The organism is Streptomyces diversicolor, from assembly GCF_057537855.1.
Window position 1 is genome coordinate 13,292 of record NZ_BAAJXA010000065.1, and the last position, 23,921, is coordinate 37,212.

The window sequence follows — 23,921 nt, forward strand, 5'->3', positions numbered from 1 at the left end:
CGGATGTGGATGGTGCGGTTACGGATGGTGCGGTTGTGCGGCGGAATCCGGCAGGGCCAGAAAGGTTTCCCTACGCCTTGACCGACGCCACGAAGGCGTTCCACGCATCGGTGGGGAAGGCCAGGACCGGTCCTTCGGAAACCTTGGAGTCGCGTACGGCGAGTCCCTCGGGTGCGGGCGACTTGACCTCGACGCACGCCCCGTTCCCTGCGGAATAGGAGGACTTCGTCCACGTCGCCGTGGCGCCCTGAAGCAGTGCCATGTCCACTCCTGTTGCGAGTTTCTGTCGTGCGATTCGCGCCAACGGTCTTCCAGTTGGCGTGATCGACGCTACTCGCCACCCTCCCCTCGCGGAGGAGTCGTTCACTCGACTGGATGGCATATTCCAGGTGAGTCTTCCACCGGAGCGATGGGCCCCTGTACGATGCGGCGCCGCGCTCCACGGAAGGCTCAACGGGCGTAGCTCTTCGCCACATCCGAGATGAACTGCCGGGATTGTTCCACATTGAGGGACTGTGCCCGCAGATGTTCGTACATCACCGCATACTTCTGAACGTCGTGCGCCTTCTCCAGGTACAGGTCGCTGGTGACCCCCTCCAGGTACACCACGCTGGAGTCGGCCGCGTCCGCGAACTCCAGGATCGCGTACTGCCCGTTGAGCCCCGGATGCGCCCCGCACTCGAACGGCAGCACCTGCACGGTGACATGGGGCAGATGGGACATCTCGATCAGATGCTCCAGCTGCTCGCGCATCACCAGTTCGCTGCCGACGAGGCGGCGCAGCGCCGCCTCGTCCAGCACCACCCACAGCCGCAGCGGGTTGTGCTCGGCGCTGATACGTTCCTGTCGACGCATCCGCACCTGGACGCGCTTGTCGATGTCCTCGGTCGATGTCTCCGGCAACGCCCCCTGCACCAGGGCCTCCGCGTACGCGCGGGTCTGCAACAGGCCGGTGACAAGCTGGGGTTCGTACACCCGCAGCGACTCGGCGTCGGTCTCCAGACCGATGTAGACGCTGTACGGGATGTCCCCGAACGCGTGCCACCAGCCCTGCTGCCGCGAGTCACGGGCCATCTCCATCAGCGAGTCGACGATCCGCTGGTCCTCGACCTCGTACACCCCGCACAGGTCGCGGACGTCCCGCTGGCTGATGCTGCGCCGCCCGTTCTCCAACCGGCTGATCTTCGACTGCGACACCAGCAGTCGCTCCGCCACCTCCTCCGCCGTCATGCCTTTGAGCTCGCGGAGCCTGCGCAGCTCCTGGCCCAACCGGCGTCGCCTGACGGTGGGATTGACATTGGACGCCACGGGACGTGCACCTCCGGCTGACTGTGCCTGTACCTGGCACTTTGCGTATCTGCTGTTGAGCAGACTGCCACCAAGGTGCTTATTACCGCTGGCAAACGGTGGATATGCGGCGCGTACGCGTCAGTTCGGGCACAGACGGCCGAGCGGGACGGCGAGACCTGGGTCTCGCCGTCCCGCTCGGACCAGCGGCTCCCGAACCGGGTCTGGGGACTGACGGTGCGGCATGCGGTGGTGCTCCGTGCGGCCGGATGGCGCGCGGTGCCGTGGAAACTGCGGCTCAGTGGACCACGGCGCGCGCCATCGAACCGCGGCGCGGCTGCATCGGAACCCCGCGCGCGGGTTCCACCGCGGGCCGGGCGCCTGGCCCGGCCTGCTGCCGGCCGGCCGCGGCGGGGCCGCGGCGCGGCTGGGCAACCGCACCGTTCTGGACGTCCATCACGGCGTGCGCCACGAGGCCGCCCATCGGGTCGTGCCTGATCAGGTCCCGCAGCCGGGAGCGGGACGAGCGTCCCTCGTTGCCCGGATACAGGTGCTTGCCGAGGCCGACCGCGTGCGCCAGGGCGGCGAGCGCCGCGGTCCGCGGGTCCGGCGGCACGCCGGTGCGGATCGCGGAGTCCAACCGGGCACGGATCTCCCGGCTGATGGCGGTGTCCGTCGCCTGATAGCGAGTGGTCGGCAGCACCCCGCACATCTGGCCCGGCACGGCGGCGACCATGCCGCACCGCTCCAGATGCGAGAGGTAGGTCTGGCGAAGCCCTAGACGCGGCCCGCCGATCCAGTGGACGGCACGCACCGGAGCGCCGCGCCTGCGCAGCAACTCCAACGCACTGTCCAGAGTCGGATCTCCTGTCGGCCGTGGCACCACCACGGCGATACGATCCCCGTCTGGGGCTATCCGTCCGGCCAGCGCCAGCTCCACTAGCTGTGCTCCGGCCAGACCGAGGTCGAGCGACTGCGGCTGCGCAGTGGTACCCGTGGTCGGGTCCAGTGCCAGCAGCAGAAGCTCCTCCGGAAGTGTTCTGCGGCTCCTGCCCATCCATGCCTCCCCGCGTGGATGAATGACAGGGTGACCCCTCTCACATTGGTCTGTCGAGGGTGCGTGACCGGTTCGTAAGGGAACCGGTAGGTATGTCGTTCTCGTCTACCCCATGGGTTTGGCCCATACACAGGACACTGGTACATGGTTCGGACAGCGGGGGGAGACGCGGTCCGGGCGGGGTCAGCGGTCAGCAACGGTCGGTACGGCAGCCGTACTCAGGACGTGCGGCACATGGAGGAGGCATCGGTGGCGGGCGAGTCCCCCGACAGGTCGAAGCAGCGCGAGTCGTCGGGAGAACCGACGCCGGGGAGCGCGGGCACGGTTCCCGACACGCGGGATCCGCGGCTCGCGGTGGCCCACGCGTCCGAGTCCCACGGGGGCGCGTCCCACGGCGGCGCGGACACGGCGACCAAGGTGCTCTCGACACGGGAGGCGTCACCCGACGCGACACCCTCCGGGAAGCGGACCCGCGCCGGGGGTCGACCGGGGCCCGAGAACACGGCCGAGACGGAGAGCCGGAACGGGACCGAGGACCGGAGCGGGACCGAGAGCCAGGCGAGGGTTCGGGGCGGGGGCGTGGAGGCGGCCGAGACCACGGCCCAGTCCGAGAGCCGAGCCGGGATCCGGAGCGGGAGCGCTGAGACGGGCGAAAACACGGAGGGGGCCAACGCGCGCGCCGACGGTGCGGCGAAGGCCGGGAACACGGGCGGGACCAAGGACAGCGGCAGGGCCGAGAGCCCGGCCGGGGCCCGGGGCGAGAGCGCGGAGGCGGCCGGGAACACGGCCCAGACCGAAAACCGAACCGGAACCGGGAACACGGACGAGACCGAGAACCGGGACAGGGCCGGGGACTCGGACGGGACCGAGAGCCGGGGCGGGAGCGCGGGAGCGGTCGGGAATACGGGCCGGGCCGAGAGCCTGGCGGGGGTTCGGAGCGGGGGCGCGGAAGTGGTCGGGGACTCGGCGGGGAGCGCCTCGCGTGCCGGCGGGGCGGCGGAGGCCGCGGCGGCGGACGGCGTCGGCCAGGAGACCGACGGGACGGGAGCGCGCCTGGCGGCTGCTGTGGCGGCCTGGGTGCGCTCGGGTGACTCCGGTGACTCCGACGGCGCTGAGCCCGCTGGAGCGCCCTCCAAGCCGCTTCCCGGGGCCGCTGAGCCCCGACCTGAGGACTCCGCCGCCTCGAAGGCGCCCTCCGCTTCCGGAACCGGCCCCGAGGACGCGGACCACACCCCGGGTTCCGAGACGGCCCCCGAACGGGCAACTGCCCGTCAGACGCGCGCGGCCACCGACACCAGCACGACCCCCGCCGGGAACACGGACTCCAAGCGGGACGCGCGCTCCAAGCCGGATACGGCCCCCCGGGCAGACGCGGGCCCCACGACAGCGGTGGACTCCGAGGTGGGGGCGAGCTGCGAGGCGGACGCGGGCTCCACGCCGCCGACCAGCCCCGAGGCTGACACACGCCCCAAGGCAGGCTCGGACTCCACGACAGCGGCGGACTCCAAGCCGGATACGGCCCCCCGGGCGGACGCGGGCCCCACGACCGCGGTGGACTCCGAGGCGGCGGCGAGCGGTGAGGCGGACGCGGGCTCGTCGACGGCGGCGGGCTCCAAGGCGGACACGGGCTCCACAACAGCGGCGGGCTCCAAGGCGAACGCGGGATCGTCGGCGGCGGCGGGCTCCAAGGTGGGCACGGACCCCGAGGCGGAGGCGGGCGCCGCGGCAGTGGCGGACGCGAAGGCGGGCACGGGCTCCGGGGTGGACGCCGGCTCTGAAGCGGGGGCGAGCCGTGGCGCGGGCGGCGGTGCGGCGGCCGGCCGGGAGGCGGGCGCTGCCCGTGCCGCGGAGGCCGCGGCCATAGCCGGCCCCTCGGTTTCCGGCACCCGCGCGGACGACGAAACCGAGGCAGGGGCCGACGACTCCGCGAGCGTTGATGCTTCTCGGGCGTCCGGCACCAAGGCAGGTACCGGTTCCTCCACAAGGGCCCGCGATGCCGTAGCCGCCGGTGCCGCCCCGGAGTCGGCCGGCCAGGCGGACACCGACGCCGCGGCAAGCGACGAGGCGACGACCGACACCGACGCCAAGACTCGTGCTGCCTCCCGGACGGATGGCGGGACCGGGGTCGGCCGTGGGAATTCTGCCGGTGCCGGTCCGGAAGACGATGCCGACGGTGATGCGGGTGGGCGCCGGGGTGGCGGTGCCGGTGGTGGCGGCACCCCGCAGGACGGTCGCGCCGGTGGCGACAAGGCGCAGGCCGTCGATCAGCCGACCGCTGTTTTCAAGGCCGTGCGGGGGCCTGTGGACGCGCCGGTCGATCAGCCGACGACCATGCTCAAGCTGGGCGGCACCAAGAAGCCCGGTGCCGCCGAGAAGCCCGGCGGCACCAAGAAGCCCGGCGGCACCAAGAAGCCCGGCGGCGCCGAGACCGACGCCGAGCGGACCAGCAAGTTCGTCGCGCTCAAGCCGCTCGACGACCCGGCCACCCGCAGGCCACCGGCGCCCCCCGCCGACGCCACCGCCCGCGTCCCCCAGCTCGGCCCCGAGCGCACCACCCAGCAGCCGCTCCCGCCCAAGCCGCCGCTGGACCTGCTGGCCGAGCTGACGAACACGCCGCCGCCCCCGCAGACCCCGGTCCGCACGATCGTGCGCCGGATCAAGATCTGGACCCCGCTGGTCGTCCTGCTGGCCGTCGTCTTTGCGATCGTGCAGGCGGTGCGCCCGCTGCCCGCGCCGAGCCTCGACCTGACCGCCGACGAGAACTACACCTTCGACGGCGGCAAGGCGTCGATCCCGTGGCCGTCCGGCGGTCAGGGCGCGCTCGACGTGCAGGGCATCGGCTCGTTCGGCTCGTCCGGCGAGCAGAAGCCCGTACCGATCGCCAGTGTCGCCAAGGTCATGACCGCGTACCTGATCCTGCGCGACCATCCGCTCAAGGGCGGCGACGGCTCGAAGATCCCCGTGGACCAGACGGCCCAGGACCAGGCGACCGCGGACGGCGAGTCCACCGTGGAGGTCCGCGCGGGCGACACCATCACCGAACGGGAGGCGCTCGAAGGGGTGCTGATCGCGTCCGCGAACAACGTGGCGCGACTGCTCGCCCGCTGGGACGCCGGTTCGGAGAAGGCGTTCGTGGCGAAGATGAACGCCGCCGCCAAGGACCTGGGGATGACCCACACGACGTACACGGACCCGTCGGGTCTGGAGAAGACGACGGTCAGCACGGCCGTCGACCAGGTGAAGCTGGCGAAGGCCGCGATGCAGGACGCCTCCTTCCGGGAGGTCGCCCGGATGATGGAGTACACCGACTACAAGGGCACCAAGCACAGCAACTGGAACCGTCTGGTCGGCTACAACGGCGTCATCGGCATCAAGACCGGCACCACCACCGCGGCCGGCGGCAACCTGGTCTTCGCGGCGACCCGGGAGGTCGGCGGGGAGACGCGGACCATAGTCGGCGCCGTGCTCGGCCAGGGCCCCGGCGGTGCGGACAACACGATCATCAGCGGCGCCCTCGACGCGGGCGACAAGCTGATCCGGGCCGCGCAGGGCGCGCTGAAGTCGGCGACGATCCTGAAGAAGGGCGATGTCGTCGGGTACGTCGACGACGGGCTCGGCGGCCGTACGCCGGTCGTCATCACGAAGGACGTCACGGCGGTCGGCTGGGCGGGGCTGAAGGTCGGGCTGTCGTTCGTCACCGGCGATGTGCCGCACTCCGCGAAGGCCGGTACCAAGGTCGGCACCCTCACCGTGGGTGACGGTTCGAACGGCGCGGTCAAGGTGCCGGTCGCCTTGCAGAAGGACCTCACGGAGCCCGGTTTCACGGACAAGCTGACCCGGCTCGGCTGACCCGCCGCACCCGGTCCGTCCCCGCACCCCGTCGACGGGGCCCCCACCCGGGGGCCGCGCGGCGGGGTGCGTGCTAGCGTCACGAATCGGGGCAGGTCGCCGGTCAACGGGACAGGGCCGCGAACTGGCAGGTAAGCGGCCGGAAACACCGGGGAACCCGGCCGAGAACAAAAGACGGGACACGGGGAGTGCCTTCAGGTGGCCACTGCGGAGCCGACACGCGCCGACGACGCCGATCCGGGCCCGGGATCGGGCCCGCGAATACGCCTGCCCGCAACCGACGTTGACGCCCACGCCGACCCCGACAACACCCACACCGGCCCCGCAGACGACGTAGACGGCGTAGACGGCGTAGCCGACGTAGACGACCGCACCGGACCCGCGGACGAGCGTGCGTCCCGCTCGACCGGGCTGCTCGCCGTCGCCGAACCCCTGCGGCAGCGGCTGCTGCGGCATCCCGCCCTCTCCGTCACTGCGCTCGCCGGTGTGCTGCACATCATCTGGTTCTTCACGTTCGCCAACAGCGGCGGCGACCTCGCGGCCCAGGACGCGTGGGCCGAGTTCGTCGGCCGGCACCCCGACTCGGCGTACAACCTCGCCTGGTACGGCGGGATGCACCCGGTGTCGTACAGCGTGGTGTCGCCGTATCTGATGTCGGTCCTCGGTGTCCGTACGACCATGATGGTCGCCGGGACGGTGTCGGCGGGGCTGCTGACCATGGTGCTGATCCGCAGCCGGTCGGTGCGCAATCCGCTGTGGGCGGCGCTGGCCGGGGTCTTCGCGCTGCTGTGCAACGCGTTGTCGGGCCGGGTGACCTTCGGTCTGGGCACGCTGTTCGCCCTGGGCGCGGTCGCGGCCGTCTTCTGCTGGCCCTACCGCTGGCGCCACAAGCGGTGGGCGAAGGCCCTGGTCGCGGCGCCGCTGGCCGCGCTGGCCACCATGGCCTCGCCGGTCGCGGGCCTGTTCGTGGGCCTGGTCGCGGTGGCGTTGTTCCTGCAGAAGCGCCGCCCGGGCGCCTGGGCGCTGGGGCTCGCGCCGTCCGCGGTCGTCGCCGTCGCGGCCTGGCTGTTCCCGTTCTCGGGCACCCAGCCGATGGGTTTCGGCTCGATGATCCTGCCGCTGGTGTACGGGCTGCTGTGTCTGTTCCTGGTGCCCAGACAGTGGACGACGGTCCGGCTGACGGCCGGGGTGTACAGCCTCGCGGTGCTGCTGGTGTGGCTGGTCAGTTCGCAGATCGGGTCGAACATCTCCCGGCTGGCGATGCTGTTCGCGGGGGTGGCGCTGGTCGCGGCGCTGCCCTTCGCGGTGCCGCGGTCGCGCAAGTGGTACGCGATCGTGCTGTCGTTCCTGGGGTTCGCCGGCTGGATCGGCTTCAAGTCGGTCGACGACATCGTGCACACGACGCCCGCGGCGTCCTGGGCGCGTGAGCTGGCCCCGCTGGTCAACGAGTTGCAGCAGGTGGACGCCGAGAAGGGGCGGGTCGAGGTGGTCCCGGCGCGCTCCCACCGGGAGGCGTCCGCGCTCGCCCCGTACGTCAATCTGGCGCGCGGCTGGAACCGGCAGGCCGACATGGAGCGCAACCCCCTCTTCTACGACGACACGCTCAACTCGGCGAACTACCACGAGTGGTTGCAGCGCTGGGCCGTCCACTTCGTGGTGCTGCCCAAGGGCGAGCCGGACGGTGACGGCGGCGAGCGGGAACGGGAGCTGGTCCAGCGCGGGCTGCCGTATCTGAAGCAGGTCTGGGGCGACGCCAACTGGCAGTTGTTCCGGGTGACGGACCCGGCGCCGCTCGCCGAGCCGAACGCGGCCGTCGACCGGGCGGAGCAGGGCGAGCTGACCATCGAGGTGCGCAGGGCGGGCCGGGTCCTGATCCGCATCCCGTACTCGCCGTGGCTGAGCATCGTGGACGCCGACGGCAAGAGCCTGAAGCCGCCGCAGGAGACGCGGGCCTCCAAGCATCGCGCCGACGGGGTGCCGAAGACGTACGAGAACGTCAACGGCTGTCTGATGGAGACGGCCGAGGACGCCAAGGGCGACAAGTGGACGATGCTGCTGGCCCCGCGGGCCGGGACGTACCGTCTGGCGGCGCCGTACCAGCTGCCGCGGGGCACGCCGTGCCCGGACGAGCTGAAGCGGTGACCGGCGCGGTCAGGCGTCGGACGGCCCGGTGGCCCGCAGTTCGGCGACGTAGCGGTCGGTGCCGGGGATCGTCGGGATGAACGGCGCCACCAGCTCGACCCGGCCGAGGCCCGACTCCCGTACCTGTTGGTCGAGTCCGGTGAAGTTCCGCTCCCAGCACTGGCGCGGGTCGCTCTCCAGGAACCAGAGCAGGGTGAGTCGGGTGTCGGTGCCCTCGACCTGTTTCACATAGGTCATGCGGTCGCCGGGCAGCGGCGTCGGCCGGAACACGGTCACCAGGGCGGCCGGGGAGCCCGCCAGCCGCTTCGGCAGATGGCGGGCGCGCAGCCACTCCAGCAGGGCGGCCCGGCCGCGGGCCGGCTCGGCGTCCACGACCTCCAGCACGAGGCCGGCATAGGGGTGGTCGAGGGCGTGGTGGTCGCGGGGGCCGGCGGCGCCGTCCCGGTAGACGGTCGCCTCGTGGTCCTGGAAGGCCGTGAAGACATGGGTGCGGTCCTGGTAGACGCGGGCGTCACGGTTCAGGCGCCGGTTGATGGCGACCGTCCAGCGCATGTGGTCGTCGTAGCGTCCGTCGGTGATCCAGTACGTGGAGAGGTAGCAGCCGGCGGTGACCGGCCGGGCCACGGCCGACTTCTCGGGGTAGCGCAGGAGTTGCAGGTCCCGGGTGGCCACCCAGCGGCGGCCCGCGTACATCCAGGGCATGGCCATCGCCCCGGCGTAGTAGTGGTCGTCCTCGTACCAGCGGTTGTAGGCGTACTCATGGCCGGGGTGCGGTTCGACCATGGTGATCAGGGCGTGCCCGGGGCGGACCCCGTAGGGGCCCACGGCGGCCAGTTCGGCGTACAGCTCGCTGCGGGTTTCCTCGCTCATACGGTTCCCCTCCGTCGTCCGGTGCTCTTCCTAACTCCTGCGGACGCCCATACTCTGACGCTCCGTCAGATAAAGCGCCAGGGCCGGGACAGCCAGGAGGTCCGCCATGTCACTGCTCGCGGGCAAGACCGTCGTCGTGTCGGGGGTGGGGGCCGGGCTCGGCCACCAGGTCGCCGCGGCCGTCGTACGGGACGGGGGCAACGCGGTGCTCGGGGCGCGCACCGAGGCGAACCTCGCCAAGAGCGCGGCGGAGATCGATCCGGCGGGCGCGCACACGGCGTACCGGGCGACCGACATCACCGACGACGAGCAGTGCGCGGCGCTGGCGGGGCTGGCGCGGGAGCGGTTCGGACGGATCGACGCCGTGGTGCATGTGGCCGCGTGGGACTCCTACTTCGGCGGGCTTGAGGACGCGGACCTTGCGACCTGGGGGTCGGTGCTCGATGTGAATCTGCTGGGCACGCTGCGGATGACCCGGGCCTGTCTGCCCTCGCTGAAGGCGGGCGGCGGTTCGGTGGTGTTCATCGGGACCCAGTCGGCGGTGGCGGCGCCCTCGCAGGTGCAGCAGGCCGCGTACGCCGCTTCGAAGGGGGCGTTGACCAGCGCGATGTACTCGCTGGCGCGCGAGCTGGGGCCGTACCGGATCCGGGTGAACACCGTGCTGCCGGGCTGGATGTGGGGCCCGCCGGTGCGGGCCTACGTGCGGTTCACCGCGCAGGCCGAGCAGGTGCCGGAGGCGGAGGTGCTGGGCCGGCTGACGGACCGGATGGCGCTGCCGGAGCTGGCGACGGACGGGGACGTGGCGGACGCGGCGGTGTTCCTGGCCTCGGACCGGGCGCGCGCCATCACGGGGCAGTCCCTGCTGGTCAACGCCGGGGAGCTGATGCGCTGAACCCCTTCACGGCCCCAGCGAAGACGTTCAAAGATGTGAACCAAGGTCAGCAATTCGAACCTTTTTACCTGTACTTGACCTTCCGTCGCCTTGTCGTGCCCTCGTCAGCGCACCCACGATGAGCGGGCACTTCGCGGCCTTCCCCGTCCCCGCTCCGTTCGTGCGAAGTGCCGACCGGCTGAGCGGAGTTCACAAGGCGGACCCTGGAAGGGGGGCACATGAACGGTATCGACTGGGCCGTGCTCATCGCCTACTTCGGCGTGATGGTCGCGATCGGCGTGTGGTCGCACAAGCGCGTGGACAACGTCAGCGACTTCTTCACGGCCGGCGGCAAGATGCCCTGGTGGCTCTCCGGCATCTCGCACCACATGTCCGGCTACAGCGCGGTCATGTTCACCGGGTACGCCGGAATCGCCTACACCTACGGCGTCACCTCCTTCGTCACCTGGTCCTTCCCCATCGCGCTGGGCATCGCCATCGGCTCGAAGCTGTTCGCACCGCGCATCAACCGGCTGCGCTCACGGCTGCATGTGGCCTCGCCGCTGGAATACCTGAAGAACCGCTACAACCTCCCCACCCAGCAGGCGCTCGCCTGGTCCGGCATGCTGCTGAAGATCGTGGACGTGGGCGCCAAGTGGGCCGCCATCGCCACGCTGTTGTCCGTCTTCACCGGCGTCTCCCTCAACCAGGGCATCCTCATCACCGGTGTGATCACCGCGATCTACTGCACCATCGGCGGCCTGTGGGCGGACGCGCTGACCGAACTCGGCCAGTTCGTCATCCAGTTGCTGGCCGGTCTCGCCATGTTCGTCGCGGTGGTGGTCGAACTCAACGACAAGAACATCGGGTTCTTCGGCGCCTGGGACGAGCCCGCGCTGCACGGCCACGGCAAGCCGCTGGTCGGCCCCTACGGCACGGTCTTCCTGCTCGCCTTCCTGTTCATCAAGCTCTTCGAGTACAACGGCGGCATGCTGAACCAGGCCCAGCGCTACATGGCGACCGCCAGTGCGCACGAGGCGTCGCGCTCGGCCCGGCTGTCCGCGGCGCTCTGGCTGGTGTGGCCGGTCGTCCTGTTCTTCCCGATGTGGATGTCGCCGCTGCTGGTCCAGGCGCAGAAGCCGGACGGCTCCGACTCCTACGCCCTGATGACCGAACAGCTCCTGCCGCACGGCATGCTGGGACTTGTCATCGTCGGCTTCTTCTCCCACACCATGGCCATGTGCTCCTCGGACGCCAACGCCATCGCCGCCGTGTTCACCCGGGACGTGGCACCGGTGCTGTCCGCACGGGCGCGTGACTGGGGCGAGCGCTCGGGCCTGATCGCGGCCCGCATCACCACCGTCGTCTTCCTCGGTCTGTCCATGGCCGTGGCCACACAGGTCAACTCGCCCACGTTCAAGGACATCATCACCGTCGTCATCAAGTGGGTCGCCGGTCTCATGGGCCCGATCGCCATCCCGATGATGCTGGGGCTGCTGCGCACGTTCCGCAGGTCAGGACCGACAGCCGCACTCGTCAGCTGGGCGCTTGGACTGCTGGCCTTCTGGCTGGTCAACTACCCGATCAACTGGAACGTCGACGGCGGCGTCCCGCTCCAGTACCAGGTCTCCGTGCCGCTGGCCGTCTCCCTGGTGCTGTACGTCCTCATCGGCTACCTCAAGCCGGAGGACACCCCGGAACGGCTCGCGATCATCGAGCGGATCAACACGGACGACGACAGCGCGGCCCGCGCCGTGCCGGCCCCCGCGCAGGCGGGCGACAACGTGGTGGGCGCGCCCGCGCAGGAGTGAGCGTCAGGCCCTCGGATACCGGACCAGCCACCCCGGCGAGGACCCGGAGGGCCCGTGCAGCGCGGGCCCCTGGGTCATCTCCATCGCGAAGTCGTCGGCCAGTTCCAGGATCGTGGGGCGGCCCTCCAGTTCGGCCAGCCAGGCCGGCGGGAGGGCCGTTTCACCGTGCAGGGCGCCCAGCAGTCCGCCGGTGAGCGCGCCCGCCGCGCCGGAGGGCCCCGCCTGGTTGACGGCCAGGCACAGCCCGTGCCGTACGTCCTCCCCCACCAGCGCGCAGTACACGGCGGCGGCCAGCAGCCCGTCCGCCGTGCCGTCGCCCGCCAGTTCCTCCACCCGCGCCGGGCTCGGCATGCCCTGCCGCACCGCGCCGAGCGCGTGCTGGAGTGCGTCCGAGACCGGCTGGTGGCCGGGCCGGGCGGCGAGCAGGGCGAGCGCCCGCTGGACGGCGCCGTCCAGGCTCTCGCCGCGGGCCAGCGCGTGCACGATCACCGCGTACGCGCCCGCCGCCAGATACGCCGTGGGGTGCCCGTGGGTCTGCGCCGCGCACTCCACGGCCAGCTGCACCACCAGCTGCGGCTCCCAGCCGACCAGCAGCCCGAACGGCGCCGACCTGGCCACCGCCTCCGGGCCCAGCTCGCCCGGGTTCTTGGGCTTGTCCAGCGTGCCCATGTGCGCGTCGCCGAAGCCGATCAGCAGCGCCCGCGACGGATCCCGCCGGGCGTACAGCCACTCCTGACGGGCCAGCCAGCCGTCCTCCTCGCGGCGCTCGTCCGGGCCCCAGTCCCGCTGGGTTGCCGCCCAGCGCAGATACGCCCGGTGCAGATCGGTCGGCGGATGCCAGGCGCCGGTGTCGCGGCGGACCTGGGCGCGGATCAGGCCGTCCACGGTGAACAGGGTCAGCTGGGTGTGGTGGGTGACCGCGCCGCGCCTGCCGAAGCCGACGGCCAGGTCCACCAGGCCCTCGGCGCCGAACGCGGAGCGGATCTCCTCCAGCGTGAGCCCGTCCGCCGGGCCGCCCAGCGCGTCGCCGACGGCCGCGCCGAGGAGCGTGCCCCGCACCCGGCTGCGGAAGTCCTGCTGTTCGGCACGGCCCCAGACCGCACCGGCTGTCGCACCCACCAAGACCTCCTCCGGGCAGCGTCCGTACGCACGACAGCACAGCACTGTATTCGACCGGGAACGGTCCGTTCAGGAGGCGGATCGGTATGCGGGATGTGACAGAAATGACGGAGAGTGACCGGTATCGGGTGTCGACGGGGTCTGTCAGCGGGGTCTGCCGACACCGCCGCCGACGTCAACTCGGGGTGCTGGGCGAGACGTTGGCCGGCCGCTGACTCCGACGGCGACGGACAGCCGGTGGCGTCCCGGCACGCCCGGCCCGCCGCCTCGGTGTCGTGACGCGGTTCGCCGAGGGCTTGTCAGTCGTCGGGAAGCCGCGTTGTTCCAGGCGGGTGACCGGCGGGGCGGTGGTGTCGGCCGGGGGCGGCCGGCACCACCGGCGGGACGAGGGCGTCAGTGGGTGCGGGGCGCGGGGTAGGACTTGGGCAGGCGCATGCCGCGGTCGGCCATGATGTCCCGGACGTGGTTGGGGTAGTCGGTGATGATGCCGTCGATCCCCATGTCCATCAGCGCCTCGATGGTCGGGTTGTCGTCACAGGTCCACGGGATGACCTTCAGGCCGCGCGCATGGGCGTCCGCGACCATCTTCTCGGTGACGTAGAACCGGAAGTCCGGGTCCGCGACGGTCCCGTTCTGCGGCATGCCGTAGACGGGCGAGAGCGCCGTGACGCCCGGGACGGCGGCGGCCGCCTTGACGAAGTCGCCGTCGTAGTCGTCGGCGTCGATGCCGCCGAGCCACGGGGACGCGCCGGGCTTGCCGACCTGGAGGAAGTCGTAGTTGGTCAGCGCCACCAGCGGGTAGGACGGCGCGAGCCGGTGCATCACCTTCAGGGCGCCCCAGTCGAAGGACTGGATGGTGACCTGCTTCTCGATGCCCGAGCGGTGGATCTCCTCGTAGACGCGCCGTACGAACAGCTCGCGCGGCGCCGTCTGCTCGGGCGCGCCCGCCTCGACCTTGGTCTCGATGTTGAGCTTGACCTGCTTGGCCTTGTAGCTCTTGACCAGGTTGAGGACGTCCTTCAGCTCCACCATGCGGAAGCCCTTGATCTGCTCCTGCTCGGGGAAGCCGGGCAGCTGCTGGTAGCCGCAGTCCATCGTCTTGATCTGGGCCAGCGTCAGGTCCTTGATGTACTTGCCGACGTACGGGTACATCGGGTCGCCCGGCGTCACCGGGCCGGTGTCCTTGCACTTCTGGGCGCTGATCTGCCGGTCGTGATTGACCACGACCTTCTGGTCCTTGGTGACGTGCGTGTCCAGCTCAAGGGTGCTCACCCCGAGGCGCAGGGCCTTGCCGAAGCCCTCCAGGGACTCCTCGGTGGTCATGCCGATGCCGCCGCGGTGGGCCTGCAGATCGAAGTGGGTCTTCTGGGGAAGAACGTGCTGGGCACCCTGCTGAGCGGTGGCCGCCTGGGCGGTCGCCGGGACAGCGAGCGCGGGCACCACTGCCAGGGCGGCGATTGCATGCCTGAGGAGCATTCTGGCCTCGCTTACATCGGACCGACTGTGCCCCGTGAAGGTAGGCCGAGGGCAAAGCCGCCACCAAGCCTTGCCGCATGAGGGCTTCGTGAACGCCCGGAAAACGACGACGCGCGCGGGCTCTGCGGACCTCGACGCCGGCGCGCGCCGGCATGCCGCTGCCCCGCCCCGACGACTCCCGAACGCGGGCTGCGCGCGGGTCCCCGGCCGGGCGGCGCTGCCGAAGACCGACGGTCCCGACCGGGAGGCGTTGCCGAACGCGGCCGACGCCCCCGGCCGATGGCATTCCCGAACGCGACCGTCGGGCCCGGCCGATGACATTCCCGAACGCGACCGTCGGGCCCCGCCCCGTGGGGCGGCCACACCGTCAGGGCAACGGCCCGCCCCAGCCGCCCGGTCACCGGGCCTCGGTCCACGGGCCGAGTGCGCAGCACCGCCGTCCGCCGCCGCCAGGCCCGGGGGCCGCCCGCACTGAGCACCACGTCCCCGTGACACCACCGCCCCGCATACGCCGACGAACCGCTCGGTCGCGTCGGAGCGCCGGCTCGCCGGGCGTCAGTCCGCCGGGCGGGTGCGCAGTACGGCTGTTCATCGGGTTTGGGCGAGGCGTAGTCCGGTCTGCGGCGCAGTGCGCGGTCGAAGTCCGCGAGTGCGTCCTCGGGGCGGTGCAGGGCGGCCAGTGAGGCACCGCGGCTCGCGTATGCCGACGCGTGGTCGGGGTCCAGGGCGGGCGCCCGGTCGTAGTCGGCCGCCTCCGCCTCGGGCCGGTGCTCCCGGTGCGCGGCCGGCAGCCGGTCCCGTTCCTTGAACCGGTGGCCCTGGGCGGCGCATTGGCGGCTGATGGCGGCCGGTGCCTCCGGCACGCTCCCGGCGGCCTCCTCCCATACGCGGGTCAGCGCCCCGTGTTCCTCGGCGATCTGCTCCAACTCCCGTACCAGGAAGGTCTTTCCGACCCCCGCGTTGCCATGGACGTGGGACGGGAACCGGTGCCGCTCGTCCTCGGGGGCAACGCCGAAGTCAGCCCGGAACGCGGCCCGTTCGGCGCCGCGTCCGATGAACCCGGAAACCGTCTGCGGCGCCCGATCAGCTCCCGCGTCGACAGCCGCGGCCGCGCCATGCGTACGCCCCCTCGCCTCACCGGAACGGCCCGGCTCCAATCTGGCTCAATGCGTATGGGACACACCGGAGTCGGCAGGGAAGGAACCGGTCATGGTCACCACCTCCACCACACGCACCGCCGACGCCGGTGCCGCCGCCGGATCCCGTGGGCTCGCCCTGGCCGCGGGAGTGCTCACCGCGACCGTCGCCCTCTATATGACGCTCGTCGCCCTGGGGAACGTCATGGACTTCGGCACCAATCAGCAGTTCGTACGGCATGTTCTGGCCATGGACACGACGTTCCGGGACAAGAACCTGATGGGCCGGGCCGTCACGAGCACCGCGCTCCAGGACTCCGCCTACGTCGCGATCATCGTCTGGGAGTGGGCCGCGGCCCTCGTCCTCGTCGCCGGGACGTGGCTGTGGGCGCGCCGCGACCACGGGCGGGCCCGGCGGCTGTCCACGTACGGGCTGCTGATGGTGATGCTGCTGTTCGGCGCCGGATTCATCGCGATCGGCGGCGAGTGGTTCGCCATGTGGCAGTCGAAGACGTGGAACGGACTGGAGGCGGCGACCCGGGCGTTCCTGCTCAGCGGTGTCGTCCTGCTGATCGTCCAGCTGCCGGACCGGTCGTCGGCTAGCTGACCACCGTGACCTTGGTGTCCGGCTCCGTGCCGAACGTCCACAGGGCCGCGCCGTCCGCCTTGGGCATCCGGATGCCGCTGGTCTGCTTGCCGTCGGCGGGCGGCGGGGACGAGCCGTCGGCCGCGTTGGAGAAGGCGATCGACAGGCCCGACTTGCCGGCGAAGTAGAGGACGTGCTCGATCGGTACGCCGTCCGAACCGGTCGTGGCCGGGCGGGTGTTGGAGATGGTGTAGGTGCCGGGGTCGGGGCTGACCGTGCCCGGCCACACGGTGAAGGTCCTGGTCGCCTTCTCCGCCGCGTCGACCAGCCACACCCGCTTCTGGCCGAGCGAGTAGACGATGCGCCGGCCGGTGCCGGAGCCGTCCGGCACCGCGGGGGCCGCCGTCCGGGTCGGCTCGGGTGCCGGGTGCGCGCTCGCGGACGCCGACGCGCTGGGCCGGGCCGCCGCGGCGGTGGGGTGCGGCCCCTTGTCGGCCTGGACGGCGAGGGCGACGACGGCCGCGGTCGCCCCCACCGTCAGACCGGTGACCCAGGCCCACGAGGGCAGTCGGGCTGGCACGGGTACGCATCTCCTCCGCTACGGGTCCCCGTCGAACGGGGGTCGGATCATCGTACTGTGGTCGTGCCGTCCGGCGGCCTCCCGAGGGTGTCAGTCCAGCACCGGCAGCAGCTGAGGAAGATGCCCGTCCGAGGCCGCCGCCGCCCGCCGCCGCTCCTCGGGCACCGGCCCGTACAGCGTCGTACGGGGCCGGGCCGGGCGGCCCGCCGCCTCCGCCACCGCAACCAGGTCGCGCACCGACTTGTAGGAGCCGTACGAGGAGCCCGCCATGCGGGAGATCGTCTCCTCCATGAGCGTGCCGCCCAGGTCGTTCGCGCCGGAGCGCAGCATCTCCGCCGCGCCCTCCGTGCCCAGCTTCACCCAGCTGGTCTGGATGTTCGGGATGTACGGGTGCAGCAGCAGCCGGGCCATCGCGGTCACCGCCCGGTTGTCCCGCGGCGTCGGGCCCGGCCGGGCGATGCCCGCCAGATACACCGGCGCGTTGGTGTGGATGAACGGCAGCGTCACGAACTCCGTGAAGCCGCCCGTCTCCCGCTGGATGCGGGCGAGCGTGCGCAGATGGCCGAGCCAGTGGCGGGGCTGGTCCACATGGCCGTACATCATCGTCGAACTCGACCGGATGCCCAGCTCGTGCGCGGTCGTGATCACCTCGATCCAGGTCGCCGTGGGCAGCTTGCCCTTGGTGAGCACCCAGCGCACCTCGTCGTCCAGGATCTCCGCCGCCGTACCCGGCACGGAGTCGAGCCCGGCCTCCTTCGCCGCCGTCAGCCACTCGCGGATCGACAGGCCGGTGCGGGTGGCGCCGTTGACCACCTCCATCGGCGAGAAGGCGTGCACATGCATCCCCGGGACGCGTTCCTTGACCGCCCTCGCGATGTCGAAGTACGCGGTACCGGGCAGGTCCGGGTGGATGCCGCCCTGCATGCACACCTCCACCGCGCCGACGTCCCACGCCTGCTGGGCGCGGTCCGCGACCTGCTCCAGGGACAGGGTGTACGCGTCGGCGTCCGTGCGGCGCTGCGCGAACGCGCAGAAGCGGCAGCCGGTGTAGCAGACATTGGTGAAGTTGATGTTGCGGGTCACGATGTAGGTGACGTCGTCGCCGACCGCCGCCCGGCGCACATCGTCGGCGATCCGGGTGAGCGCGTCCAGCGCCGTGCCGTCGGCGTGCAGCAGGGCCAGCGCCTCCGCGTCGGTCAGCCGGGTCGGGTCGTCGGCCGCGGTCGCCAGGGCCGCGCGTACGTCCGTGTCGATCCGCTCCGGTGCCATCCCGGGGGCCGCCGCCTCGCGCAGCGCGGACCAGTCGCCGTACACCTCGTCGAAGTCGTCGCGCCGGTCGGCGGTGCGGCCCTCGGTGTCGATGGTGCGGTGCAGATCGGTACGGCCGGTGGCGGTGAACGCCTCATCCGGCTCCTGCCAGGGCAGCCCCGCCGGGCGGGCCCCGGGACGCGCGAGGCCGGTCTCAGGGTCGGCCAGCGCGGCCACGTGCGGGCGCAGCCGCGGGTCCAGCCAGGGCTCGCCGCGCCGCACGAACTCCGGGTAGACACACAGGCGTTCTCGCATTTCGAAGCCGGCCGCCGCGGACTTCGCGGCCAGCTCCTCGATCTGCGGCCAGGGGCGTTCCGGGTTGACGTGGTCGATGGTGAGCGGGGAGACGCCGCCCCAGTCGTCGATGCCCGCCCCGATCAGCCGCTCGTACTCGGCGTCGACCAGGTTCGGCGGGGCCTGGAGGCAGGCGCTCGGGCCCATGATGTGCCGGGCGACGGCCACGGCGGCGACCAGATCGTCCAGTTCCGCGTCCGGCATGCCGCGCATCGCCGTGTCCGGCTTGGCGCGGAAGTTCTGGATGATCAGCTCCTGGATGCCGTGGTAGGCGCGTGCGACCTTGCGCAGCGCGAAAAGGGACTCCGCGCGCTCCTCGTAGGTCTCACCGATGCCGATCAGCAACCCGGAGGTGAACGGGACGGAGGAGCGGCCCGCGTCCTCCAGGACCCGCAGCCGTACGGCGGGTTCCTTGTCCGGGGAGCCGTGGTGCGGGCCGCCCGGCTCCGACCACAGTCGGGTCGCGGTGGTCTCCAGCATCATGCCCATGGAAGGGGCGACGGGCTTGAGGCGCTGGAAGTCCGTCCAGGTCATGACGCCCGGGTTGAGGTGCGGGAGCAGACCCGTCTCCTCCAGGATGCGGATGGAGACGGCACGGACGTAGGCGATGGTGTCGTCGTAGCCGTGCGCGTCCAGCCATTCACGCGCCTCCGGCCAGCGGTCCTCGGGCTTGTCGCCGAGGGTGATCAGGGCTTCCTTGCAGCCGAGCGCCGCGCCCTTGCGGGCGATGTCCAGGACCTCGTCCGGGGACATGAACATCCCGTGCCCGGCGCGGCGCAGCTTGCCGGGGACGGTGACGAAGGTGCAGTAGTGGCACTTGTCCCGGCACAGCCGGGTGAGGGGGACGAAGACGCTCTTCGAGTACGTGATGACGCCGGGCCTGCCCGCCGCTTCCAGGCCCGCGTCCCGCACCCGGGCGGCGGACGCGGCGAGGTCGTCAAGGGCCTCGCCGCGCGCCTGGAGCAGCACCGCCGCCTCGGAGACGTCGAGGGCGACGCCGTCCCGGGCGCGTTTGAGGGCGCGACGCATGGAGTTCTCGGTCGGGCCGGTTCCGGAGGTCGCGGAAGTCGTCATTCCTTGAGCATACGTTCGGGCTCCGCCGGTTCAGCGGGGAGCGGGGGGCAGCTCGGGGGGTTGCGGTGCCGTTGCCGACTGCGGGCCGTCGTGGCCGCTCGCGCCGTTCCCCGCGCCCCCTTGGCGTCCAGGGCGGGGGACAGCTCGGGGGTTGCGGTGCCGTTGCCGACTGCCGGCCGTCGTGGCCGCTCGCGCAGTTCCCCGTGCCCCTTTCGGGGCGGCCTTGCCACCGTCGGTCCAGCAGGGAGCCCGGAGACAGCTCGGCAGGCGCGGTACGTCGCCGACTGCGGGACCGTCGTGGCCGCTCGCGCCGTTCCCCGCGCCCCCTACGGGGCGGCCTCGCCACCGTCGGTCCAGCAGGGAGCCGGAGACAGCTCGGCAGGTGCGGTACGTCGCCGACTGCCGGCCGTCGTGGCCGCTCGCGCCGTTCCCCGCGCCCCCTACGGGGCGGCCTCGCCACCGTCGGTCCAGCAGGGAGCCGGAGACAGCTCGGGAGGTGCGGTACGTCGCCGACTGCCGGCCGTCGTGGCCGCTCGCGCCGTTCCCCGCGCCCCCTTCGGGGCGGCCTCGCCACCGTCGGTCCAGCAGGGAGCCGGAGACAGCTCGGAAGGTGCGGCGCCATTGCCGAGTGCCGGGCCGTCGTGGCCGCTCGCGCCGTTCCTCGCGCCTATTCGGTCGGCCGTGCCGCCGCCCGTCGAGCGATGACGACCGGACAATCCGCGCCCACGCGCCGACCTCGCCAGCGTCCTTGCCTGGGAGCGGCAGCCCTCTTGCACGGTCGGCCGAGGTACGGGGACTGACCGATGCTCCGGAAGGGGATGAAGCCGTCCATGAACCAGGCGATGTACCACTGGGCACAGACCATCGCACAGGCCGAGCTCGCTGACGCGCTTCCTCGGCGATGGGCGCACTGCCAGGGAGTCGCCGCCCGGGCGGCGCAGATCGGGCGGCTTCTAGGCGCGGACGCCGACCTGCTGACGTCCGCCGCCGTTCTGCACGACGTCGGCTACGCGCCCCGCTTGGCTATGACCGGTTTCCACCCCCTCGACGGCGCCCGCTTCCTCAGGGACAGGCACACTGCGGACGAACGGCTGCCCCGCCTGGTCGCCAACCACACCTTCGCGCTGCTGGAAGCCAAGAAGCGCGAGCTGAGTGAGGAGTTGGTAACGGAGTTCCCGCTGCTGGACGATCCGCTGCTGGTGGACGCACTCGTGTACTGCGACATGACGACGACGCCCGACGCAACCGGACCACCGCAGGGGAGCGGATCGCGGAGGTCGTCGGCCGCTACGGCCCGGACAGTGTGGTCGGGCGGTTCATCCGGCGGGCGGCGCCGGAGTTCTTCTCCTCGGTCGAGAGGATTGAGGCTGCCCTGGTGGCTCAGCCGAGGTAGGGATAGGTGCCGGCGAGGTAGTCGCCGATCTGCTGGCGCATGCTCTGGTGGATGTCGTACCGGTCCAGCTCGGCCGGCTGGACGAAGCGGACCCCGTCGGCCTCGTCGTTGATCGTGGGTGCTCCGCCGACGGGGCGGCCGATGTAGGTGTTCTCGTACTGCTGGCGGATCTCGCCGTCGGTGTAGGCGACGATGTGGTTCGGGTTGGTGTAGACGCCGAGGAAGCCGGTGATCTCCGCGATGATGCCGGTCTCCTCCAGGCACTCGCGTACGGCGCACTCGGCCGCGGTCTCGCCGATGTCCTGGGCCCCGCCGGGGAGTGCCCACTGGCCGGTGTCGCGACGGCGCTGGAGGAGGATGGCGCCGGTCTCGTCGACGACGAGCAGGTTGCTGGCCGGAATGAGGGTGTTCGCCTTCGGGGCGGCCGGGTCGTTGTAGTACTCAGTCCTGCCCATGGTCGGCGGTCCTCTCCTGGTCGGGTGTCCAGGGTCGCGCGGCGGCCCAGACAGAGTCGAAGCTCTGAGCGTAGTCCTGGCCCATGGCAAGGTCTCCTGCTCGATCAGCTCTCCGACGCCGGCCTCGGAGGCTTACGGTGTTTTCCGGTGCCCTCGCCGAGCCTGGGCGGCGGCCCCGCGGCCGGGGGTTCACTGGCCTCGGGGTACAGAATGCGTTGCGCCTCGGCGAGGTTGGACGCGAAACCGTGGGGCTCCCAGGAGTGTCCGTTCCATCGCTGGATGACGCGGGGCGCATGCGGATTCAGATGCGAGCCCCTGGGGCCCTCACCGGAGACGAGGGGTACGGCGCGAAGCCGCCCGACCTTGGCGCCCCGGCGTGCCGCCCATTCTGAAAGCGGTTCGTCGTCCATCTCGCTCCCTTGTGCTTCGAGCACTGCTTCCCAGGAAAGGTGGCGGGCCGACAAGGGGCACTGATCCTCGTTCAGGCAAGGCGATGGCACCATTGCAACGATGGTGCGCCCTCGATCCCGTACGTGTGAGACTTGTTGTCGACCTTGAGCCATACGGCGGTGATGTCCGGACTCCCCGCGTCCTGCCATGCGGTGAGAGTGTGCTCGATGTCGTCCCACAAGGCCACGGGCCCACCTTGGCGAACGGTCCAGCCGCTGCCGTCAGAGGTGAATTCTGCGAAGGACTCGCGCTCCGAGTCGAAGAGGTACAGGAGTGCAAGCCCCTCGCGCGTCGAGGCACGGACGAGTTGGACGCCGGGGGCGGCGAGCTGGGCGAGGAAAGCGGGCATCCATTCCTCCAGCGTGGCGGGCGTGACCTTCGCCGCTCGCTCGCTGTCGGCGTAGGCCGTGCGGGCGGACAGGTCACCGGCTGCTGGGACCATGGCTTGAGCCCGAGCCTGCATGAAGGAGGAGGCGCAGATGATCCTGCCCTCGGCGGTCCCGTCCCCGCCCACTGTGACCTTCGCCAGACCAGTACCGTAAGGCCAGGAGCCCACCGTGGTCAGGATGATGCCGCCCGGCTTCGTCTGCCGGATCCAGGTGTGCGGGATGCGTCGCACGGCACAGGTGGCGATCACCCGGTCGTACGGGGCGCGGCTGGGGTGTCCGAAGAGCCCGTCTCCCGTAACGGTCCATGTCGAGAACCCTGCCGCTTCCAAAGCGGCGTCCGCACGGGCAGCCACACCGGGATCCACCTCGACCGTCGTCACGTTGTCCTCGCCGAGGCGGTGGCACATCAGGGCAGAGGAATAACCGGTGCCCGTACCGATCTCCAGGACCCGGTGCCTGTCGTCCACGTCCAGGCTCTCGATCATGCCGACCACGGTGACCGGTGTGGTGGACGACGATGTAGGTACGCCGGTCACAAGGCCGTCGGCCTGATCGGCGGTGAGGTGGCCGTCCAGCTGTGTGGTCAGGGACCAGTCGCCGTAGGCGATCTCTGCCCACTCCATCGGGTCGGTCCCTACGGCAGTGACCGGCCGCCAGCGGCCACCGGCCACCGGCAGGAAGACCCCGGGGTTCAGGAACAGCTCACGCGGCACGGCCTCCACCGCGGCCCGCCACTGGGCCGACACGAGGACACCGGCCCGCTCCAGCCGGTCAGCGAGGGCACCCCTTTCGGGTCCGGTATCAGTCATGGCGGGCGCCTCCTCGGGTCAGCAAATCAGCGAATGCGGCAGACATCTCCAGGCCTGTCTTCTCCTCCAGCCACGCCCACTGGCCGTTCGGGTTCAGCTCCAACCACCAGTAGTCATCCGCTCGGTCCAGAGCGAGGTCAAAGCTCCCGGACGCCAGCCTGAAGTGGTCCAGGTAGGCGAGGAGCGCCTTGTCCATGTGATCGGGCAGGTCCACAACGCTGTAGGAGAGGGCGGAGTAATCCTTGCGCCAGTCCCCCAGGTCCGAGTCGATCCGCACGGCGAATGTCTGCCGGTCGACCACCAGTACCCGCACGTCGGCGGCCTTGTTCACACGAGCCTGGAACAGGTGCGGCGTCACACTCACGCCGTCATCGATCTCGGCAGCGGTGACCGGATCCGCCCACCCCGTGACAGGCAGTCCGTCTCGCTCGTACGGTGTCCACCGCAGTGTCTTGTAGACCACCTGACCGTGGGCGACGATGAACTCCCGTGCCTGGTCCGGGTCATTGGTCACAAGGGTCGGCGGGACGGTGAGACCGAGCCTGTGGGCGAGAGCCAGTTGGGCTGGTTTGTAGTCCGCGGCGGCGTTGCTAAGCGGGTGGTTCACCCACAGGGGGCCGTCAAGGGCGTAAAGGATGCCTCCCACCCCGTATCGGACCTGGGCCGCCGCGAACTGAGCGTCGTCGCGGTCCAGATACGGGAAGGTCGGCCAGACGGGGCGGCGCCAGTACACCGCCCGTGCGCGGGTCAGGTCGACGGTCCTCGACGAGGTACGCACCTGCCCGACCACCGGGGCCGGGCAGGTGCCGAACCGAGCCGTGACCGTCAGACCACCGCCGATATCGGCAGGGTTGAACCTGGCCACTGGCACACTTCGCCGGTTGAGCTCAGCGATGACCATGTCGGCGGTGACATCGTCATCCTCAGTGGCCACCAGCACCGGCCTCTCCTCAGTCACGGACATC

General features: G+C 71.3%; 18 protein-coding genes and 1 pseudogene. 6 read left to right on the forward strand and 13 right to left on the reverse strand.

Features of this window, described 5'->3' with window-relative positions; all coding sequences use genetic code 11:
* Positions 1–70: 70 nt before the first annotated feature.
* From AC27LF_RS42305 to AC27LF_RS42315, 3 genes are all read right to left on the reverse strand, one after another.
* On the reverse strand, positions 71–262 hold the full coding sequence (locus AC27LF_RS42305) for a DUF397 domain-containing protein (RefSeq protein WP_351741460.1): 192 nt from the start codon (positions 260–262) through the stop codon (positions 71–73).
* Positions 263–450: 188 nt separating this feature from the next.
* Complete coding sequence (locus AC27LF_RS42310; protein ID WP_404033861.1) at positions 451–1,308, reverse strand: helix-turn-helix domain-containing protein; 858 nt, start codon at positions 1,306–1,308, stop codon at positions 451–453.
* 277 nt (positions 1,309–1,585) lie between these two features.
* Positions 1,586–2,344: a GOLPH3/VPS74 family protein gene (locus AC27LF_RS42315; protein ID WP_479661820.1), complete on the reverse strand. Its 759-nt coding sequence runs from the start codon at positions 2,342–2,344 to the stop codon at positions 1,586–1,588.
* Between the two features lie 1,389 nt (positions 2,345–3,733).
* Here AC27LF_RS42315 and AC27LF_RS42320 point away from each other — a divergent pair.
* Together AC27LF_RS42320 and AC27LF_RS42325 are read left to right on the forward strand one after the other, a co-directional pair.
* Complete coding sequence (locus AC27LF_RS42320; RefSeq protein WP_479661819.1) at positions 3,734–6,193, forward strand: D-alanyl-D-alanine carboxypeptidase; 2,460 nt, start codon at positions 3,734–3,736, stop codon at positions 6,191–6,193.
* Positions 6,194–6,391: 198 nt separating this feature from the next.
* Complete coding sequence (locus tag AC27LF_RS42325) at positions 6,392–8,335, forward strand: MFS transporter (protein WP_479661818.1); 1,944 nt, start codon at positions 6,392–6,394, stop codon at positions 8,333–8,335.
* A 9-nt stretch (positions 8,336–8,344) separates the two neighbouring features.
* Here the strand turns inward: AC27LF_RS42325 and AC27LF_RS42330 are convergent, their stop codons facing one another.
* Positions 8,345–9,205: a hypothetical protein gene (locus AC27LF_RS42330; RefSeq protein ID WP_479661817.1), complete on the reverse strand. Its 861-nt coding sequence runs from the start codon at positions 9,203–9,205 to the stop codon at positions 8,345–8,347.
* A gap of 106 nt (positions 9,206–9,311) precedes the next feature.
* On the opposite strand from AC27LF_RS42330, the gene AC27LF_RS42335 reads away from it, so the two are divergent.
* Together AC27LF_RS42335 and AC27LF_RS42340 are read left to right on the forward strand one after the other, a co-directional pair.
* Positions 9,312–10,097, forward strand: a complete 786-nt coding sequence (locus AC27LF_RS42335; protein WP_479661816.1) for an SDR family oxidoreductase — start codon at positions 9,312–9,314, stop codon at positions 10,095–10,097.
* 218 nt (positions 10,098–10,315) lie between these two features.
* Entirely contained in the window at positions 10,316–11,887 is a 1,572-nt protein-coding gene (locus tag AC27LF_RS42340) for a sodium:solute symporter family protein (RefSeq protein ID WP_479661815.1), read from the forward strand.
* A gap of 3 nt (positions 11,888–11,890) precedes the next feature.
* On the opposite strand, the gene AC27LF_RS42345 is transcribed toward AC27LF_RS42340, so the two are convergent.
* The 3 genes from AC27LF_RS42345 to AC27LF_RS42355 form a co-directional block, all read right to left on the reverse strand.
* Complete coding sequence (locus AC27LF_RS42345) at positions 11,891–13,006, reverse strand: ADP-ribosylglycohydrolase family protein (RefSeq protein WP_479661814.1); 1,116 nt, start codon at positions 13,004–13,006, stop codon at positions 11,891–11,893.
* Positions 13,007–13,399: 393 nt separating this feature from the next.
* Positions 13,400–14,482: a glycerophosphodiester phosphodiesterase family protein gene (locus AC27LF_RS42350; protein ID WP_479661813.1), complete on the reverse strand. Its 1,083-nt coding sequence runs from the start codon at positions 14,480–14,482 to the stop codon at positions 13,400–13,402.
* A gap of 11 nt (positions 14,483–14,493) precedes the next feature.
* Positions 14,494–15,639: an AAA family ATPase gene (locus AC27LF_RS42355; RefSeq protein WP_479661812.1), complete on the reverse strand. Its 1,146-nt coding sequence runs from the start codon at positions 15,637–15,639 to the stop codon at positions 14,494–14,496.
* A gap of 52 nt (positions 15,640–15,691) precedes the next feature.
* Between AC27LF_RS42355 and AC27LF_RS42360 the strand changes: the two genes are divergently transcribed.
* Positions 15,692–16,225, forward strand: a complete 534-nt coding sequence (locus AC27LF_RS42360; protein WP_479661811.1) for a DUF2165 domain-containing protein — start codon at positions 15,692–15,694, stop codon at positions 16,223–16,225.
* On the opposite strand, the gene AC27LF_RS42365 is transcribed toward AC27LF_RS42360, so the two are convergent.
* Together AC27LF_RS42365 and AC27LF_RS42370 are read right to left on the reverse strand one after the other, a co-directional pair.
* Complete coding sequence (locus AC27LF_RS42365) at positions 16,218–16,784, reverse strand: hypothetical protein (protein WP_404033881.1); 567 nt, start codon at positions 16,782–16,784, stop codon at positions 16,218–16,220. The two genes, AC27LF_RS42360 and AC27LF_RS42365, sit on opposite strands and share 8 nt — an antisense overlap.
* 90 nt (positions 16,785–16,874) lie before the next feature.
* Complete coding sequence (locus tag AC27LF_RS42370; protein WP_479661810.1) at positions 16,875–19,460, reverse strand: bifunctional FO biosynthesis protein CofGH; 2,586 nt, start codon at positions 19,458–19,460, stop codon at positions 16,875–16,877.
* Between the two features lie 830 nt (positions 19,461–20,290).
* Between AC27LF_RS42370 and AC27LF_RS42375 the strand changes: the two are divergent.
* Positions 20,291–20,853, forward strand: a pseudogene (locus AC27LF_RS42375) (HD domain-containing protein).
* On the opposite strand, the gene AC27LF_RS42380 reads toward AC27LF_RS42375, so the two are convergent.
* The 4 genes from AC27LF_RS42380 to tgmB form a co-directional block, all read right to left on the reverse strand.
* On the reverse strand, positions 20,841–21,308 hold the full coding sequence (locus AC27LF_RS42380) for an NUDIX hydrolase (protein ID WP_479661809.1): 468 nt from the start codon (positions 21,306–21,308) through the stop codon (positions 20,841–20,843). The pseudogene AC27LF_RS42375 and the gene AC27LF_RS42380 sit on opposite strands and share 13 nt — an antisense overlap.
* 104 nt (positions 21,309–21,412) lie before the next feature.
* Positions 21,413–21,907, reverse strand: coding sequence for a DUF6087 family protein (locus AC27LF_RS42385; RefSeq protein ID WP_487227854.1), 495 nt, complete (start codon positions 21,905–21,907; stop codon positions 21,413–21,415).
* Positions 21,790–22,956 carry an ATP-grasp peptide maturase system methyltransferase gene (gene tgmC, locus AC27LF_RS42390; RefSeq protein WP_479661807.1) on the reverse strand — a complete coding sequence of 389 codons (1,167 nt, stop codon included), beginning with the start codon at positions 22,954–22,956 and terminating at the stop codon, positions 21,790–21,792. The genes AC27LF_RS42385 and tgmC overlap by 118 nt, the downstream gene beginning before the upstream one ends.
* Positions 22,949–23,914, reverse strand: a complete 966-nt coding sequence (gene tgmB / locus AC27LF_RS42395; protein ID WP_479661829.1) for an ATP-grasp ribosomal peptide maturase — start codon at positions 23,912–23,914, stop codon at positions 22,949–22,951. Before tgmB ends, tgmC begins: the two co-directional genes overlap by 8 nt.
* Between the last annotated feature and the right edge of the window lie 7 nt (positions 23,915–23,921).